Raw genomic sequence first — 17,945 nt, forward strand, 5'->3', positions numbered from 1 at the left:
CCTACTCGTCCTGCAACAGCCAGCCTTTGACCACCTGAGCAGATAATTCAGGTTCATTAGCCACCAGCGCGCGAACGGCTTTAAGTACATCTTCGTCTTTGTGCAGATCAGGTAACATAAGTGAACCGTCAGGCGCGAATCCAACCTGACCTTCGTCAAACTCTTGCGTCAACATGCTGATAGTATCATCGCCAAGATCGAGACGCTCGTCTGCATCAAAGTCTTCAGAGCCTTTTACTGATTCAGGATTGATAAGTTTTCTGAGCATTGGACGTATCACAGCCAGAATTAAGACGATAATCACCAGTCCGCCGATAATCAGTTTAATTATAGGCAATAATTTAGGGTCTTCCCAGAATGGGATTGTCTCTACTTCACCGGTTTCCATGCGAGTGAAGGGCACGCTCACCACTTCTAACGAGTCACCTCGGGCAACGTCAAAACCCACACCACCCTGTAACAGCCGACGAATATTCAATACTTCTTCCTGCGGCCGTGGCTGGGTAGTTACGCTGCCATCTTCAGCTGTTGTGCGAACGTGATCAACAGCCACAGAGACACTCAGTCGGCGGATTACACCTGTCTGTTTTTTAGTATGGCTGATGGTAGTGTCCAATTCGTAGTTACGCGTTGATTCTTTACTATTTCGGCCGGGGGAAACGTACTGGCCGGGGTTTAGCGCAGTGGTATCCTCGGGGATTTGTGATGCCGCCGGAGGCTGATTGCTCAATGCCCCTGGTATACCAGCCGCACCGCCGCCAGTACTATTTTCTTCGACCAACATCTCACTGCGCACAGCCGGCAGGTCCGGATTATAAGTACGTTGGGTTTGTTCCATGGCAGTAAAATCCATGGTGACATCAGCCTGTGCGGTGTAATTCCCAATGCCTAATACCGGGATCAGAATCGCATCGATTTTTTCCAGGTATTCTTGTTCACGCTTGCGTTCAATCTCATATTCTTTGCGTGCTCTGGCGCTCATTGAGTCTTGTGAGCCTGAATTGAGCAAACGCCCGTTGCTATCGGTTACAGTTACCTTGCTTGGTTCCATGCCCTGCACGGCTGAAGCGACAATATCCACCACTGCATCCACTTCTTCACCAGCAATTACGGCCCCTCGTTTGGCGGTCAACACCACGGTCGCACTGGCTTTTTTCTCACGGCGGGAAAACACATTCTCTTTTGGCATGGCAAGCAACACACGCGCTTTTTGAATGCTATCCATATCCTGAATGGTAGTGGCAATTTGCTGTTCGCGAGCGTGTTTCAAACGCTCCATTTCAAGCCTTTGACTGACACCAAAGCCCATATCCTGCATAATGATGTCAGTACCTGTATCGCTAGAGCGCACCAGCCCCTGGCGGGCCATCCCCAAACGAATATCCTGATACTCATCATTGCGTACCAGAATCATGTTGCCTTCAAGCTTGTAGTCAATTTGATTGGCGTCCATGTAATCGAGGGTTTCAATTAATTCCTCGGTTTCCATTTTGGCCATCGGGCGATAATCTGGCTCCTGCGCCCAAATGAGGATAAATACGGCAATGGCTATGCAGATAACCAGCACCACTACCAGCGCCATTTGCCGCATCATGTCAGCGCTGCCAAGTGTGTCCATGAATCCGGATTTGTTTTCCGGTTCGTTATTGCCACCGCCTGACTCGTCAGCGACGGTCAGGTTGGTGCCGGTTGCTTCTGCCATCTTATTACTACCCTGAAATTAATTTAAACTGGCATATTCGAAATTTGCTTGTAGGCTTCAAGCAGTTTGTTACGCACTTGTAGGGTGGCTTCAAATGCAATGCTTGATTTTTCCTTCGCGATCATGACCTCGGCCAGGCTCAGCGAAGGGTCGCCCATTTCAAAACGTTGTTGCATGGTTTTAGAATGTACCTGCGCATCATTTACACCTTCGATGGCATTTTTCAACATGCTGGCGAATTCACCTTCGGGCTGTTTTACAATATTTGGGGCTTCATGTACCGGTAGCTGCGCCTGAGAAATCATTGCCTGCATTTCCTGGTACAAACTGTTTGCTTTAATGTCCATGACCACTCCTGAAGTGATGGTTACCATTGTCGTGACTGACATTTGGCGATATTGCGTTAGTTACTTTCATTTCAGCAATTACCAGGCCAACATTAATTATCCAATAATTTCAGCAAGTTAAATAAAAAGCCAAAAAGTTGACGGCCTGGGAAGCTAATAAGAAACGCAAAAAAATGCCGCGACTAGCGCGGCGAATCGGGCGCCTGATAGATCAGGCGGGTACATCAATACCTTCTTCACGCATACGGGCAAGCTTGTAGCGCAGGGTTCTTGGACTAATGCCTAACTTCTCTGCCACATCTTTGCGCTTACCGTTACACATTTCCAGCGTATCAAGAATAATTTGATGTTCCTGATGACGCAGTTCATTACCTAACCGACTAACATCTTCATCAATAGCGTTGACAGCATCCTGATTGTGGCTTGCCAGAGTGGCTGCCATTTCCAGCATAAGGTGAGACGAATCGATAGTATCGCTTTCGCACAGGATCAAGGCGCGCTGGATCACATTTTCGAGCTCTCTGACATTGCCGGGCCAGGTGTATTGAGTTAGCTTATTACGCGCCGCGGCACTGAGTTTAATCTTACCCGTGCCCTTGCTCTGTGCATGGCGCTGGATCAAATGTTCTGCCAGCGGCACAATATCTCCGGGTCGTTCACTTAGCTGTTTCCACACAATTGGGAAGACATTTAAACGGTAGTATAAATCTTCTCTGAACTCGCCGGCGGCTACTGCCTGACGTAAATCCCGATTGCTGGTTGCGATGACTCTGACATCAAGCTGTACCATTTTGCGACCGCCTAAACGTTCGACTTCTTTTTCCTGCAGCACACGCAGTAGTTTGGCCTGCAAAGACAAATCCATTTCGGTGATTTCATCCAGCAATAAGGTGCCGTTTTGCGCCTGTTCGAATTTACCCGGACAAGCTTGCACTGCCCCTGTAAAGGCCCCCTTTTCATAGCCAAATAGGGTAGCTTCTAACATGTTCTCAGGAATCGCTGCACAGTTTATTGCTACGAAGGGTGCCTGGCTACGCGGGGACTGATCATGAATATATCTCGAAAGCACTTCTTTACCTGAACCACTCGGGCCAAGCACCATCACAGTAGCATCTGACTTGGCTACTTTGCGTGAAAGGGTTAATAATTCCAAGCTGGCGGGGTCAGCTGCCACAGGGGTACGCGACTCTATTTTTTCAGCCGGGGCATAACGGCTGACTAGATTGATCAGCACTTCCGGCGCAAACGGTTTGGACAAATAATCTGTTGCGCCATCGCGCATGGCCTGGACGGCATCGTCGATGGTCGCGTAGGCGGTCATCAACAGCACCGGCATTTGCGGAAACTTAGCCTTAATATTTTTCAGCAGTTTCAGACCGTTCATGCCACTCATTTGAATATCGCTTATCACTAAGTCTATCGCTTGCTGACTTAGCTCTAGCATCGCCTGCTCTGCGCTTTCTGCGCAAACCAGATTATATCCGGCCAGTTGCAGTGTATCCATCAAGGCTTCACGTAAACCGGCATCGTCCTCGACGATTAGGATAGTACTGTTGCTCATGCGTGTTCTCCTGTAAGACGATTTAACGGAATCTGTTGAATAGGCTCAAAAGGCAAGGCAACGATAAAACGCGCGCCACCGGCGGGTTTATTTTCTACCGACAGTTGACCTTTATGGGCAGTGGTGACTGATTTTACGACCGCCAAACCCAATCCTGTACCGTGACTTTTGGTGGTGAAGAATGGCTCAAAAATTTTATTTAATAATGATTTAGGAACGCCTTTTCCTTCATCTTCAATACTGATATTCACCATGTTATTGATAACTTCTGCATGCACCTTAATACAACTTCCTTTTGGCGACACCTGACTGGCATTTTCAATTAAGTTTAGCAGCGCGCCCTGTAATGCCGTCAGGTTGCCAATAATCTGTAAACGCTGTTCAAAGCCAACGAATTTAAGTGATTGCGCGGCGGTATCCGTAATTGAAGTACCAGTGGCTTCAATGGCCTGTATGACCTCTGTCAACGTAATGGGTGCTACTACCTGCTCTTCACCCGATTTGGCAAATAACAGCATGTCATTAACCTGACTTTCCAGCTCTTTTAAGCGTGCATTGAGCTTGTGTGCAAACTGAATACGTGACGCTTCTGGCAAGCCTTTGCGAGTTAAATTGGAGGCGTACAGCATCGCTGCGGATAACGGCGTTCTAATTTGATGCGCTAAGGACGCAACCATTTTGCCCAGCGCGCTAAGTCTTTGCATATGACTGACGCGAAACTGCAATTGACGTGTTTCTGTCAGGTCGGTAATTACGATAAGTTGGCCGGGCTCATCCACCAGCGGCGTAATCGAAAGCTTTACGCGCTTGCCATCAATCAGTGAGACTTCATGGCCATCATCTGGTTGAGGTTTGAATGAACGACTGATAATGGTGCGCCATAGTTCACCTTCAAGGGGCTCACCTAATAATGCGATTGCCTGGCTGTTTACTTGCCTGACGATGCCCTTCCCATCCAGAACCACTACGCCTGCGGGCAATACCTGTAACAAATGGGACAAACGATTAGCTTGCTGACGCAGTGCCGCCACTTCTTCACCGGCAGACAGCTCATCAGCATGCGCAGTTGCGTCATCAACTGAATAGAAGCGTTGGGTGAGCGAATGTTGCTCATGTAAGGGAGTGCCGAAAAAACTGCTTTCGTATGCCATACCATCCTCGTCAAATTGCAGACGCAATATGCGTCAGAATTGATATAGCAGGAGATGTGCCACTATTTACACCAATAAATTCAAAAGCTTACGTTTTAGGAAGTAAAGGAAGGGCTGTCAATTATCTGACGAAAGATGTTCTTCGCGACTAATTTCGTATTTGCGCATTTTTTCAACTAATGTGGTTCTGCGCATACCCAGTTTATCTGCCGCTCTGGCGACCACCCAATCTTGCTGCTCAAGCGCTTGCTTGATAAGGTTGATTTCAAGATCTGACAAATACTCTTTCAGATTTACCCCGTCTTCCGGCAGATCTGACATTTCCGGCAGTGAGGCAGCTGCTTGTTCGCTATAGTCATCGGTTGTTTCACCGTCTTCCGCACTAGCCGCTTCAGCAAACAGGGCGTTGAATGCATCTCTCTCGAGTAGCTCTTCGGGATAGTCAGGTTGGTAGGGTTGTACATCACCATATTGATACTTCGGCGGTAAGTCCTGTACGTCAACCACCTGGCCTGGATATAGAATGCTTAACCTTTCTACCAGATTGGAGAGCTCGCGCACATTGCCGCCCCACGGGTGCTCCATCAACGAAGCAATCGCCTGTTCAGTAAAGTGCACGCCTTTTACGCCTTCTCCCTGAATACGGCTTATCAGCTCCTGTAACAGCAATGGGATATCATCTTTTCGCTCACGCAAGGCCGGACTGTCGATAGGAAACACATTCAGGCGATAATAGAGATCTTCACGGAAACGATCTTCTTTGATCATTTCTTCGAGATCACGGTGAGTTGCCGCAATAATTCTAACGTTGCATTGAATAGGCGCATTGCCCCCTACCCGTTCAAACGTGCGCTCTTGCAGAACCCGCAGTAATTTGACCTGCATTTGCAGTGGCATGTCCCCGATTTCATCAAGAAACAGCGTACCTGACTCAGCCAGTTCAAAACGCCCTTTTCGTGCGCCAATAGCACCGGTGAACGCGCCTTTTTCATGACCAAATAATTCACTTTCAAGTAACTCGCCGGGAATGGCACCACAGTTAACCGGAATAAAGGGGCCATCTTTACGCTCGGACAAAAAGTGTACGTTACGTGCTACGACTTCTTTGCCCGTGCCGGACTCACCTAAAATCAGCACGGTGGCATCAGTGGGCGCAACTTGCTCCACCAGCCGACGAACGTATTGTATTTGTTCGCTTCTGCCTACCAGGCTTCTGAACAACCGGGTTTTTGTACCCGGCATCTTAGACTGGAATGGCTTGCTGCGGGTATATTCCTGACAGCGGTGAATCGCTTGTGTCAGTAACGGATAAGTAATGGGCAATCCGATCACGCTTACCAGGTTCTGATGATCAGAAATGTCCTCACGATCATTGGTCACCGCTATGAAGGGAGTATGTGGGAATTGTTTAATCAGCTGTTCAAGTTTGTGCGCGTCGGTACAATCGATTAATACTGCTGCCGCAGCATGATTCTGCAACGACTTTTCGCACTCCGCCATACCGCACTGCCGACTGGTTTCGCCAATGAAGGTAACGATAGTTTCAAAGCTGGTTAAAAGGTCGCCGTTATCACTAACGAGCAAGATATCCTTCATTCATTCCCCGACAACGCGTTTATTATTGTAAAGAGTTTAGCGCATCTGCATGATTGTAGCGGCAAAAGTTCCAAACACAACTGTCTTGTGTCAACACTGCTGAAGAAACAACCAAAATTACCGCATTTATAAAAGGTAGTTTTCATTCTGAATAAAATAAAGAGGCGCCGCGAAACAAAATTTGTTTGTCGCAGACACAAAAAAAGCAGGTCATCCCTGCTTTTTAACAGCGCGTTATATTAGCTAAGCAGCGCTAATACCTGCCCCTGCTGCTGATTAGCCTGAGCCTGCACAGTTAATGCTGCCTGCCCACGCACATCATTGGCGACACTTTCAGATACCGTTTGTGCATAGTCAGTGTCCTGTATACGGCTACGCGCTGCCGCGGCATTCACATCAGCCTGACCTAAATTACGTGCCGTACCTTCCAACACATTTTGCGTAGCACCAAGCTCAGCACGGTATTCGTTCAAATTTTCCAGCGCCGCATCGGTTGAATCCAGTGCAGCAGAAGCGCCTGATTGGGTAGACACATCAATGCTTAATACATCACTTAAGCGTGCGGAAATATCCTGTGAACGAACATTGATGGTTTGCTCGCTATTGGCGCCCACCTGAAAACTGTTGTCATTATCTGAGGTTAGCAGTGGTTTACCAGCAAAATTCGTCTGCTCGGTTGTCTGCTTGATATTATCTTGCAGTTGCGTAATTTCCGATTGGATCGCCTTTCTGTCAGCAGAGCTTAAAATACCGTTACCAGCCTGCATACTCAGTTCACGAATTCGACTCACATCATCATTGATGTTAGCCACGCCGCCTTCGGCAACCTGTGAAAGCGAAATACCATCATACACATTATTGATGGCCTGACGATTACCTTCAACCTGAGAAGTCAGTCGGTCAATGATCTGCTGCGCGGCCGCGCCATCTGCAGCACTGTTCATCTTTTTCCCTGATGCCAGTTTTTCCATCAGGTTGGTTTGCTTCTCCTGAATCTGCTGAAGCATATTCATGTTTGGGCTAGGATCGAAATTAATCATATGTATGCACCTCTGACAATGATGCTAGCACAAAATCATCTGAATAAGGAGAGTACTGAAACTATAAAAGTATCCTTTTCTATACACTCTTTTACGTACGAATACTTTCCTAATTGACAGCTTCATAGCTCAAACATCACCTACGCGATTTAGCATATTTTCAAAGTTTTTTACCATATGTGAACATCTCAACATAACAAATCACTCAACCTCAGTTAATATTAATTCAGTACAGTTAGCTGAAATGGGGTCTTAATTAACCTAAGCAGGAATGGCAATTAGAACAATCTCGCTGTACAAAATTCTAATCAATTAATTTCATCCAACGTTGTTTTAAGTTTAGCTGTTATTCATAATCTACCAAGCAAATTCCCTCAAAGTTTAGTTTTGACCATTATAGAAGGAGTGGTGTATTAACATTCGTGAAATTGGTTTTTTTATACATAGCCCTGAAATGTTTAATCATTACCGGCCTGTTTGGAAAAAACTTAAAAAGAATAGTTTTGACTTAGTACTATTTGGCGAACAGAACAACCGCGAGATAAGCCGCAATATGGCAGCTTCAGAAGGATTTCGGGCAGTCGACCACGAGCTCATTCTGGAGAGTGAGCAGAAATATTCGGTACTCGTGTCAAACCACTCTATGTTTGAGCACAAGCGAAAATCAATCAACTTTTCGTTAGGCGTAATGCAAGTCCGATTTATGTATGCTTTAGGCAAAGCTAAACATAACTTTTCGAGCTGGAACAATGACTACGATCTTATTTTGTGCTTCGGTCCTTACCAAGCAGAAAGGCTGAAACAATGTTGTTCAGCCACCATTTTTCAAATGGGATATCCTCGTTATGACGGGTACTTTACAGATATGCTCAATAAGGATGAGATAAAGCGAGAATTGGGCCTTGATGAAAGAAGGAAAACAATCGTCTGGCTACCGACCTGGAAAGAGTTGTCTTCAATTGACAAATTTGCGCCTGCTATGTCGTTATTATCAACAAAATATAACGTAATTGTGAAAACCCATCCCTTAGCAGCAGAAGAAGAACCTGAGCGAGTAAATAAACTAAAAGAATTTAAGTTTACCAAAGTTATTACTGAAATTTACGACAACTTGAACTTATATACGGTCTCAGACTGGGTAGTTGCAGATTATGGTGGGCCTGCTTTTGGTGCTATATACTTAGACAAGCCCTTGCTATTACTCAATATGCCAAACGCTGAGGACGACGCATTGACAGGAGAAGATTCACCCGACATTCTATTACGCAATCAAATTGTCAATATTGATGCTCAGCATTCTTGGCAGATTGAAAAGATTCTTTCACAAGAACAGGTTTGGCAAAAACAGGCCACAAGTCGCCAGGCTTTAAGACGACAACACTTCTATCCTAGTTATGGATTTAGTGCTGACCTTGCTGCTGTAGCGATACAAAATGTTCAGCAGATATTAACCATGACGAAGGGGTGATAATGGTAATTTGGTTAGTAGGTTTGTCTGGAGCAGGAAAAACAACAATCGGCCGAAGGTTGTATCACTCCATGAAGACTATGCATCAACATACAGTGTTTATTGATGGTGACGAAATTAGAAGTATCTTTCGCCATGACAAGGGGGACAATGCTTACAGCTTAGAGGGCAGAAAACTTAATGCTGAGCGTATCCAAGCGATGTGTGCCTGGTTAGAAAGTCAGGAAATAAATGTTGTATGCTGTATTTTGTCGGTGTTCAGTGAAATAACGCAACAGAATAGGCAAAAGTTTAAACAATACTTTGAGGTTTTTGTTGATACGCCCTTGCCTCTCCTAATTGAACAGGACAACAAGGGTTTATACAAGTCAGCCCTTAAAGGTGAAATCAATAATGTCGTAGGGGTAGATATAGAGTATAACCCACCTTGCGCCCCTGATTTAATTATAAAAAACAGCATGCAAAAGACAGATTTAAGTAATTATGTCGCCTCCATAATCAACGCCTTGAAAGAAACGTATGACTATAAGTAGTTACCCTTATGCAGCCGGAAACTTATTAGAAAAGCCTCAAAACTATAGCTACAGTGGCTATTTTGCTCATTCATTTGTCCATGCATGGCGCAATCATAGGCTTAGTCAACTTGCTTTATTACCAGAAGCTAAGCAAATTGCACAATCGAATGGAAACTCTTTGACTACCACAGATACGCTAAGTCTACTGAATGCGATTTGCGAATTCGTTAAACACACTGATAATTTTATCGAAGGCCCTCATAGAGAATGGTTAGCGCGTTTATTGAAAAAATTTGAAGTGACAAAGCGTGTTTATAGTGGTTATGACCTTTTTGCGCCTCATAGACCAGTTCAGAATAGCTTGTACACCGATCTGGATTTATATATAAAACTAGCAGAATGTTTTATTTTAACCTTTAACAAATATGGTAAGCTTCAGTACCTAAACGCTTTTTTAAAACTTCAAGATACCATTCTATCCCAATCTCAAAAACTTACCGAGATCCAACAATCGAACCTAGCTTGGCTTATAGAGAATGAATTGGCAGTGTTGGAAGAATTAATGAAAAGTAAGGACTTGATATGACGAAAAAGATGGTCCTACTCCTCGCCCACTCAGCCCGTTCAGTCGCCTACGTGCAGGCTTTGTCTAATGCGAAAATCAGCCCTTCTGCCGTGGTAGTATACGGAAACAATGACATTAAGCTAAGCACGAAGCGGGAACTGCAACATAACGATGGAGATATCTTTTGCCCAGATTTATCCTTAAATCTTACGCAAAGCCTTGCTCTAACAGAATGGCCTGTATGGCACTGCGACTTGAGATCGCTGGATAACCCAGCACTTTTAACAAAGTTAAAAGAATTAGCTCCGGACATCATTGTTTATTCTGGCTATGGCGGGCAAATTGTACCAAAGAGATTGCTTGATATTGCACCAACTTTGCACATCCACTCAGGTCTATTACCTGACTTTCCCGGAAGTACAACCATTTACTACCAAATGTTATCTCAAAAATGTTGTGGTGCCAGCGCGATTTTACTAGACGAAACTATAGATACGGGGCCTGTAATAGCAAAGAAAACTTATCCTTCGCCTCCCAAACAACTGGACATCGATTATTTATATGACACGATGATCAGAGCTGACCTGTTGGTAGAAGTGCTAAGAAAACGTGACATATCGAATTTACATGATGACGCAATGATACAGTCATCGAATAGGACACCTTACTATATTATTCATCCTCTGCTAAAACATCTTGCGATTCTTTGGTCAGATCATGAAGCTGTAAAAGAAGGAAGTAAGGTTGACTGACATTCTATTTAAATTTGGTACTAAAGCTGAAACATTAGCCCGCTTACGCTCTAAATTGAAGATGTCCAGCGTACTCCCCTCTTATTTCTTTACCATTGATGAATGGAATGTAAAAAAAGAACAGATCTTACAAGAAATTGTTGATTTTGGTGCCGCGCAGCCTCTAATTATTCGAAGCAGCTCACAGTATGAAGATGGCAAACAAGAATCGATGGCTGGCGCGTTTGAGAGTTGTTTAAATATCCCTTCTCAAGATAAAGCGCTACTCCTTAAGTCAATTGAAAATGTAATCTCCTCATATGGTGAGAATGGCCGAAGTAATGACCAAGTGCTCATACAACCTATGTTAGACAATGTCGATATTTCTGGTGTTATCATGACCCATGATATGGAGCTAGGCGCGCCATATTATGTTGTAAACTATGATGATGAAAGCGGCCTCACCGATACAATAACCGGAGGGGTGGGTATTCAAAAGACCGTCTTAATTTACCGTAAAACAGAATTAGAGTACATCCGTTCAAAACGTATAAAAAAAGTGATTGAAGCTACCAAAGAACTCGAATCATTCTGCGGTAACCTTCCCTTAGATATAGAATTTGTTCTTAGTCAAGGCGGCACGGTTTATATTCTTCAAGTGCGTCAAATTAGCTTAGCTAACACTTGGCATCCAGTCACCGAGAGAAGAGTTGCAAGGAAGCTAGGCTACATACGCGAATTTATTGCACAAAGAAATAAACCCCGCTTAGGTATATATGGGCGTAAAACGTTACTGGGGGTCATGCCCGATTGGAACCCGGCAGAAATCATTGGTACAAGTCCTTCGCCTTTGGCAGCGTCATTATATCGTTTTCTCATCACTCGTGATGTGTGGCGCGAAGCGCGTCAACAAATGGGCTATTACAATCCACAAAATGAAGAGTTGATGACCCTTATTGATCATCACCCATATATTGATGTGCGTAATAGTTTTAATTCTTTCCTTCCTGCCAAATTACCTGAGAAGATCAAGCATAAGTTGGTTAATGCCTGGATTGATCGCTTAACCGCGAATCCCGAATTACATGATAAAGTTGAGTTTGCTGTTGCGCAAACCTGTGTAGATTTCGCCTTTGACCTCGATTATGAGGAACGCTATTCCGGATTACTGGATAAAGTTGAGCTAGCAGAGTTTAGAATGCACCTTTGGCAACTTACAAAAGACTGCTTGCAACCTGGAGAGGGCAATAATTCTTTAACAAGCGCATTGGCTATGATTAATAAGTTAGAATCACTCGATGGCAGGCAGATGCTAAATGGTGAAACCGATAATCTTGAACGAGCTACCCAGCTTTTATATCAGTGCCGTCAATTAGGAACCAAAGCGTTTTCAATTATCGCGCGTCATGCTTTTATTGCGGAAAGTTTCCTACACTCAGCTTCCAAACTTAATGTTTTATCCAGCGCAAGAATACAAGAATTTAAAAGCTCGCTACAAACCATTACCTCTAATTTAACCAGTGATTATAATGCAGTTTGTACCGGCGAGCTCCCCGCTTCAACGTTTTTGCATCAATTCGGACATCTGCGACCAGGGACATATGACATCACTTCGTTGCGTTATGATGAATGGGTCGACTTGTTTAGTACCGTTTCCGGTGAATTGAAACCTATTTCCGAAAGCCGAGAGTTTCAGCTTACTCCAGAGGAAAAAAACGGTTTAAATAATTTACTGTCAAAAAACTTATACGAAATTGATGCAGAACAACTTATCCAATATGCACGCACAGCTATAGTCAATAGAGAACATAGTAAATTTGTATTTACCAGAAGCTTATCAAACGCGCTGAGTGAACTCACGTTATGGGGAGCTGATGTTGGATTGGCGAAGGAAGATATTGCTTTTCTTGATATTGAGTCCATTCTCAACCTTAGGCTGAGCCCAGCGTTAGAAGATTTAGATCGAATAATGCTTGACCAGGCTGCGGAAACAAAGCGTAGTCTACAGGCGGCTAGATCACTAAAACTTAGCCATATAATTAGTGGAGTTGATGATGTATATGTAGTTCCTATACATCGAAGCATGCCAAATTTTATCACTCAATTCAGAGTCGAAGGTATGGTAATTTTGCTTAAACAGGATACGCCGGTTCATACAGATCTGGCTGGCTGCATCGTTTGTATCGAGAATGCCGATCCCGGCTATGACTGGATTTTCACTAAAAATATTGCCGCCTTGGTAACGAAGTTTGGCGGAGTAAACTCGCATATGGCAATAAGATGTGCTGAATTTGCTATTCCAGCCGCTATTGGATGTGGAGAGCAAGTTTTTAATCGTATCATCAGTAATGGACGCGCAATTCTAAATTGCGCAGAAAAAACCATAAAAAGTCTATAGGGATAAGCTGTGAGGAAAATTGGCATTACCCTCAGATCAAGCAATTCAACGAAATATATCGAGTATAGAGATGCATTAGCTATAGATTGGTATACTTATCTTAAGAAATTGGGCTTTACCCATAATTGGATATTGTTACCTAATTTAGGAGCCGAGACTGTTGAATATGCCAGACTCCATAATGTCGAAGGATTGATCTTTAGTGGAGGCGAAAGCCTAGGCATGAATCCTCGGCGTGATAATTCAGAAATAACTCTGTTAAATTTCGCTATTGAACAGCAACTTCCCATTCTGGGTATTTGTCGAGGTCTGCAATTAATATATTCACAGCTAGGCGGAAAGCTAGTAGAAGGTAATACAAGTACAAAGCACGTTGCAACAAGACACTTAGTACAACTTTCGTCAGACCTACCTTTTGCATTCGGCGGTGAACGCTCCTTAGAAGTTAACTCTTTTCATAGCCATTTACTCCCTCCATCGGATGCTCTCGTACAAGTAATGGCACAAGATGATGAAGGTTTCGTCGAAGGAATCATCGACGTACATAAAAAAATAGTAGGCATAATGTGGCACCCAGAAAGAGAATCTAATTGCTCTGACTTCGATAGAGCAATATTTAATTGGTTATTTAACGAATGAGTAAAATGAAAGCTGTAATTTTAGTAGCAGGACGTGGCTCCCGTTTAGGCGAATTCACCGCTAATAAACCAAAACCCATGACGATTTTAGCTGGCACCCCCCTAATTGAATGGCAGTTGCAAGCATTAAAACAAGCTGGAATTGAAGATATTCATTTAGTAGCTGGGTATCAAGCCGAAGCATTTAACAAATATCAATTGCCCACTTTCGTAAACGACAATTGGTTTAGTAGTAATATGGTGAGTAGTCTGCTTTGTGCCGATCCACTATTATCTGAACACGACACTATCGTAAGCTATGGGGATATTGCATATCATTCATCTATCATAGCAAAATTAAAAGCATCACCGTCAGGGCTAAGTATTACCAATGACAAATCATGGCTAGATTTGTGGAATTTGCGCTTTGAAAACCCATTAGATGATGCAGAGGAATTTAAATGTATTAATGGCCATCTACAAGCAATAGGTAAAAAGGCGACGAATTTGTCAGAAATTGAAGGTCAATATATGGGTTTGCTAAAAATTTCTGCCGAAAGCTGGAGAGAGATTAAAACGCATCTGTTATCCCTACCTTCTAAAGAACTGCAATCTAAAGACATGACATCTTTATTAAATGACTTAATAACGTCCGGTCATAATATAGCTACTGTTGACGTTAATGGTGGTTGGGTTGAAGTTGACCTCCCCAGTGACATTATCTGTTACGAAACTCAACTGAAGCTTCAATCAGATTGGGCTCACGATTGGCGAGAATAGATGTAATTTAATAAATCAACACTCATTCGTTTATTTTTACACTTATTTTAAGTCACAACCGTTTCACCTCCACTATTCGGTCTCATTCATTTAGTGAAAAAGATTATTCGTTAGTTAGATGAAGAGACCACTATTTCATAATTTGGGCTAATCAAATGCAAGTATGTATGGGAAACTCAGCACCTGATCTTTCTTTTCTTATTCCAAAGCATGTAATCTTGAATATGGCAACAGAAAGATGATAATAGTAGATTATAACCGCAAGCTAAGTAGAAATTTAGATTTAAAGTCGGTATTTAGTCAGTAAATTGCGAAGACTTTAAATGGAATAGTTTTAAAATAATAAAATGGAGCAAAAAATATTATCCGTTAACTTATTTAAACTTCTATACTAAACTAGTAAGAAATTAAGGTTAATTTTTTTAGCCTTAACAGTGTTGTTAGTAGGAAAATGTAGATGACCAAAAAAAAATTTAAAGAACTTTTTCGAAAAGCGGGTGATCCCGGGACTGACACTCACGAGCTAGACGAAATTATTGAATTGGGAAATAATGAATTATGCGCTGTTGTTGCTTTGAATCCCAGTTGTGACAAATATCTTCTCGATAAACTTGCCTTAGTTAATTCAACTCACGTGAAAAATAATTTGGCTAAGCGATATTCAAGCTATCCAGATTTATATTCAATTAACGTTCGTGAAGTTGAAATAAGTGATGCTGAGTACATTTTTACGCTTCGTATGGATGATGTTTTTAACAGGTATATTTCAAAGGTCACCAATGATGTTAGAGCTCAAGAGGAGTATATCGAAAAATATTTACTTAATAATGCAGTCGAACGCACATCATTCTATTTCATTCTGGAAAACAGATTGACTGGTGTTCGTTGTGGGACGGTAAGAATTTATAATTTCGACGGTGATGTATTTGAATGGGGAAGCTGGATATTAGATGGTAATAAGACACGCTTTGCTGCAATGGAAACGGCCATATTAATTTATGAATTTGCCTTCAATGTCTTAGGTTTTAGTAGAAGTGAATTCGAGGTTAATAAAGACAATAAAAAGGTAATTAGTTACCATCAAAAAAGTGGAGCAGAAATTATTGGAGAAGATGACGTAAACTTATATTTTCGTGTTTCAAAAGTAGTTGGATTAAATTTTGCTAAAAAACTTAGGGAAAAACTTGAGACAAAGCATTCATAACTTTTTCCACTTAATTTTAAAGAATATCCGGCCTCATTAGTTAATTAAAGTGAACGAGTTCGAATGATTCCACAGAGCGAACTTGATCGAATTGAAATGTATTTAAATCTGAGCCACTCCTAAGGTTAATACATTAATATCTGTTGGCTAGAGAGCAATCATAACATTCAGAGCAATGATCCTCCGTCTAATCGTTTGGAAAGATAATTACATTCAACAATCACTCATCGAAACAATAATAAATTTTAATTTTCCTCAACCATTTTCAAAAAATCATCATAACTTCTAATATAGTCAGATTCGTCATAGATTTGGTCTGCCAAAACCATTAATACGCAATCTTCAGTAAAATCAAACATTTCACGCCAAATAAAAGACTCAATAAGCAGCCCCTGTGCAGGATGGTTCAGGGTAATTTCTATTTTTTCCTTACCATCATCCAGTAAGAACTTGCATGAACCGCGAACAGCTATAGCGACCTGTTTGAGCGCTTTGTGAGCATGATAGCCTCTACGAACACCTTTTCCAGTATTAAACATGTAATAAACCCGCTTAATGTTAAATGGTACATTCGCATTTTCTTCTAGAGCAATTAAAGATCCACGGTCATCACCACAACTTTTTAGCTGTACCAGTTTAATGTCCATCATCTTTCTCCGTGGTAAGATTAAGTGAATCTCTTAGCCACAAATTCACATCATCGATATTAAGTTCGTAACTTTTACTATAAAGGTTCTCATGATCGCTTACTCCGGCTCTATATGTGATATAAATAAGTTGAACTCCTACAATATATGCCAGATTCGAAAACGTTGATGCGTTCCCCCACTCCTCTGCCATCCAGCATAAGGCCTTAGCGCCTTTCTTTGCGAATAAAATGTTTGTCCAAGCTGCTCCTGTCGGTCCAACGATGATGTCGGCATTACTAAAAACAGTCGCCTGCTCAATGATGGTCATATTTTCAGGATTAACTTTCTTAAAACCATAACGGCTCAGGTTTTCAAAAACTTCATCTTGGTTATAACATCGATGTTTCATTGAAGGGGCTAAAAAAACTCGTTTGATTTTTGGTACATCACTCCTGGGCAAAGAATTCAATACGAGATTTCTTAAATAGTTTAAACTGTCATCTCGGTAATAAATATATTCAGGTGGTGACCAAGCCGCCCCCTTTATACGAGGACAACACCTATTTGGAGAATTAAGTATAATTAAATCTTTTACTTTTACTGTTTCTGTCGACGAAATTTTAATAAATTCATTTGGCAAATTAAACAATGAGATTAACTCTTTAATTGACTCGTACTTAAATGCCATTTTCGAAATGATTAACGGGTAAGAAGCAAATTTTTCATTTAGTTCTTTCAAGTATTCTAACTGAGATAAAATCTCGATTATCCAGTGATAATAATTGGAGTCATAATAGCCATTAATGAGAATGCCTCTTTCAAAAATGCGCTGATGGCCCGTCTTAATTAGAGCTTGTTTATCTTCAAAGTGGTGAAGTACATGCCCTTTATTGTACTTCGCAAACTTCATGCTAATTGTATGCATTTTTTCGATGACGAGTGATTTATTACCTATTGCAAAGGCTCTGGAAATCGCACAAATCTGGGCATCGCTAAATTGGTAAGCTGCAACTTCAGGTATCGTTATTTCTACAAATTTTTGTGAGCGATCAATAAAGTTGGGGCCGGCTATGTGGTGCTGTTTAGCTTGACGAAATATTTGGATTTTATTTGACTGACAATCGTCAAGATTTTCTGTAGGAATTATATCGTAACCAAAAAATTGGAAAAACGGACGATATAGTTTAGAGATACTTTGGGGTAATCTACAGATTAGATTACGACTGAAATTCTGACAAGATTTGCGCCACTGTTTTAAGAGTGGTTTTTTACTGACAACTGAACGATAGTAGATAATGGGAATAGTTTTAAAATGCTTATTCGTTTTAAGATTGTGGTAGATTTCTTCAAAAAAATCACTTGCAATAAGAATAAGGTCGATATCAAGTGTTGAGATAGCTGACGGTGCTAATACGGGAGTTGTACCTATGAAAGTCCCTTGTTTCGTTGTATCGTTATCCATATAAGCGACAATTTCATACTTTGACCTCACAGTTGGCACGAAATTTCTAGCCGCAGATCCAGTTCCAAAGATCACCACTCTTTCTTTTCTGCCACGTTTCAAAATTTTCATACTACTTACTGCATTTCACTAGTTAGGCTTAGCCATCCTAAAATTTACAATGGCAGCTAAATTATCAT

Annotated in this window: 16 protein-coding genes; 8 read left to right on the top strand and 8 right to left on the bottom strand. The window is 42.0% G+C overall.

From position 1 onward, the window contains the following. Position 1 precedes the first annotated feature (1 nt). The 6 genes from fliF to HCJ96_RS06365 form a co-directional block, all read right to left on the bottom strand. On the bottom strand, positions 2-1,702 hold the full coding sequence (fliF, locus tag HCJ96_RS06340; protein WP_169210190.1) for a flagellar basal-body MS-ring/collar protein FliF: 1,701 nt from the start codon (positions 1,700-1,702) through the stop codon (positions 2-4). 23 nt (positions 1,703-1,725) lie between these two features. Next, a complete protein-coding gene (gene fliE, locus HCJ96_RS06345) occupies positions 1,726-2,049 on the bottom strand; it encodes a flagellar hook-basal body complex protein FliE (RefSeq protein WP_169210191.1) in 324 nt (107 codons plus the stop codon). A gap of 211 nt (positions 2,050-2,260) precedes the next feature. After that, a complete protein-coding gene (locus HCJ96_RS06350; RefSeq protein WP_169210192.1) occupies positions 2,261-3,610 on the bottom strand; it encodes a sigma-54-dependent transcriptional regulator in 1,350 nt (449 codons plus the stop codon). Then, on the bottom strand, positions 3,607-4,761 hold the full coding sequence (locus HCJ96_RS06355) for a sensor histidine kinase (protein WP_169210193.1): 1,155 nt from the start codon (positions 4,759-4,761) through the stop codon (positions 3,607-3,609). Before HCJ96_RS06355 ends, HCJ96_RS06350 begins: the two co-directional genes overlap by 4 nt. Positions 4,762-4,878: 117 nt before the next feature. After that, the gene (locus tag HCJ96_RS06360; RefSeq protein WP_169210194.1) at positions 4,879-6,357 is read right to left on the bottom strand and encodes a sigma-54 dependent transcriptional regulator; all 1,479 of its coding nucleotides are present in this window, start codon (positions 6,355-6,357) and stop codon (positions 4,879-4,881) included. A gap of 239 nt (positions 6,358-6,596) precedes the next feature. Then, on the bottom strand, positions 6,597-7,397 hold the full coding sequence (locus HCJ96_RS06365; protein WP_169210195.1) for a flagellin N-terminal helical domain-containing protein: 801 nt from the start codon (positions 7,395-7,397) through the stop codon (positions 6,597-6,599). Between the two features lie 454 nt (positions 7,398-7,851). Between HCJ96_RS06365 and HCJ96_RS06370 the strand changes: the two genes are divergently transcribed. From HCJ96_RS06370 to HCJ96_RS06405, 8 genes are all read left to right on the top strand, one after another. Then, the gene (locus HCJ96_RS06370; RefSeq protein ID WP_169210196.1) at positions 7,852-8,865 is read left to right on the top strand and encodes a CDP-glycerol glycerophosphotransferase family protein; all 1,014 of its coding nucleotides are present in this window, start codon (positions 7,852-7,854) and stop codon (positions 8,863-8,865) included. Positions 8,866-8,867: 2 nt separating this feature from the next. Continuing rightward, entirely contained in the window at positions 8,868-9,398 is a 531-nt protein-coding gene (locus HCJ96_RS06375) for an adenylyl-sulfate kinase (RefSeq protein ID WP_169210197.1), read from the top strand. Next, complete coding sequence (locus HCJ96_RS06380) at positions 9,385-9,966, top strand: hypothetical protein (protein ID WP_169210198.1); 582 nt, start codon at positions 9,385-9,387, stop codon at positions 9,964-9,966. The genes HCJ96_RS06375 and HCJ96_RS06380 overlap by 14 nt, the downstream gene beginning before the upstream one ends. Continuing rightward, positions 9,963-10,697: a formyltransferase family protein gene (locus tag HCJ96_RS06385; protein ID WP_169210199.1), complete on the top strand. Its 735-nt coding sequence runs from the start codon at positions 9,963-9,965 to the stop codon at positions 10,695-10,697. Before HCJ96_RS06380 ends, HCJ96_RS06385 begins: the two co-directional genes overlap by 4 nt. Continuing rightward, positions 10,690-13,074, top strand: coding sequence for a PEP/pyruvate-binding domain-containing protein (locus tag HCJ96_RS06390; protein ID WP_211162713.1), 2,385 nt, complete (start codon positions 10,690-10,692; stop codon positions 13,072-13,074). Before HCJ96_RS06385 ends, HCJ96_RS06390 begins: the two co-directional genes overlap by 8 nt. Before the next feature lie 9 nt (positions 13,075-13,083). Then, positions 13,084-13,713 (top strand): gamma-glutamyl-gamma-aminobutyrate hydrolase family protein, encoded by a 630-nt coding sequence (locus tag HCJ96_RS06395; protein ID WP_169210200.1) that lies wholly within the window; start codon positions 13,084-13,086, stop codon positions 13,711-13,713. Then, the gene (locus HCJ96_RS06400) at positions 13,710-14,471 is read left to right on the top strand and encodes a phosphocholine cytidylyltransferase family protein (RefSeq protein WP_211162714.1); all 762 of its coding nucleotides are present in this window, start codon (positions 13,710-13,712) and stop codon (positions 14,469-14,471) included. Before HCJ96_RS06395 ends, HCJ96_RS06400 begins: the two co-directional genes overlap by 4 nt. 457 nt (positions 14,472-14,928) lie before the next feature. Continuing rightward, positions 14,929-15,675 (top strand): GNAT family N-acetyltransferase, encoded by a 747-nt coding sequence (locus HCJ96_RS06405; RefSeq protein WP_169210201.1) that lies wholly within the window; start codon positions 14,929-14,931, stop codon positions 15,673-15,675. 245 nt (positions 15,676-15,920) lie between these two features. On the opposite strand, the gene HCJ96_RS06410 is transcribed toward HCJ96_RS06405, so the two are convergent. Next, a complete protein-coding gene (locus HCJ96_RS06410; protein WP_211162715.1) occupies positions 15,921-16,325 on the bottom strand; it encodes a sugar 3,4-ketoisomerase in 405 nt (134 codons plus the stop codon). Further along, the gene (locus HCJ96_RS06415) at positions 16,312-17,877 is read right to left on the bottom strand and encodes a glycosyltransferase family 61 protein (RefSeq protein WP_169210202.1); all 1,566 of its coding nucleotides are present in this window, start codon (positions 17,875-17,877) and stop codon (positions 16,312-16,314) included. Before HCJ96_RS06415 ends, HCJ96_RS06410 begins: the two co-directional genes overlap by 14 nt. Positions 17,878-17,945: the final 68 nt, after the last annotated feature.

Source organism: Alteromonas ponticola (assembly GCF_012911815.1).
In the GTDB taxonomy this organism is placed as follows: Bacteria; Pseudomonadota; Gammaproteobacteria; order Enterobacterales; family Alteromonadaceae; genus Alteromonas; species Alteromonas ponticola.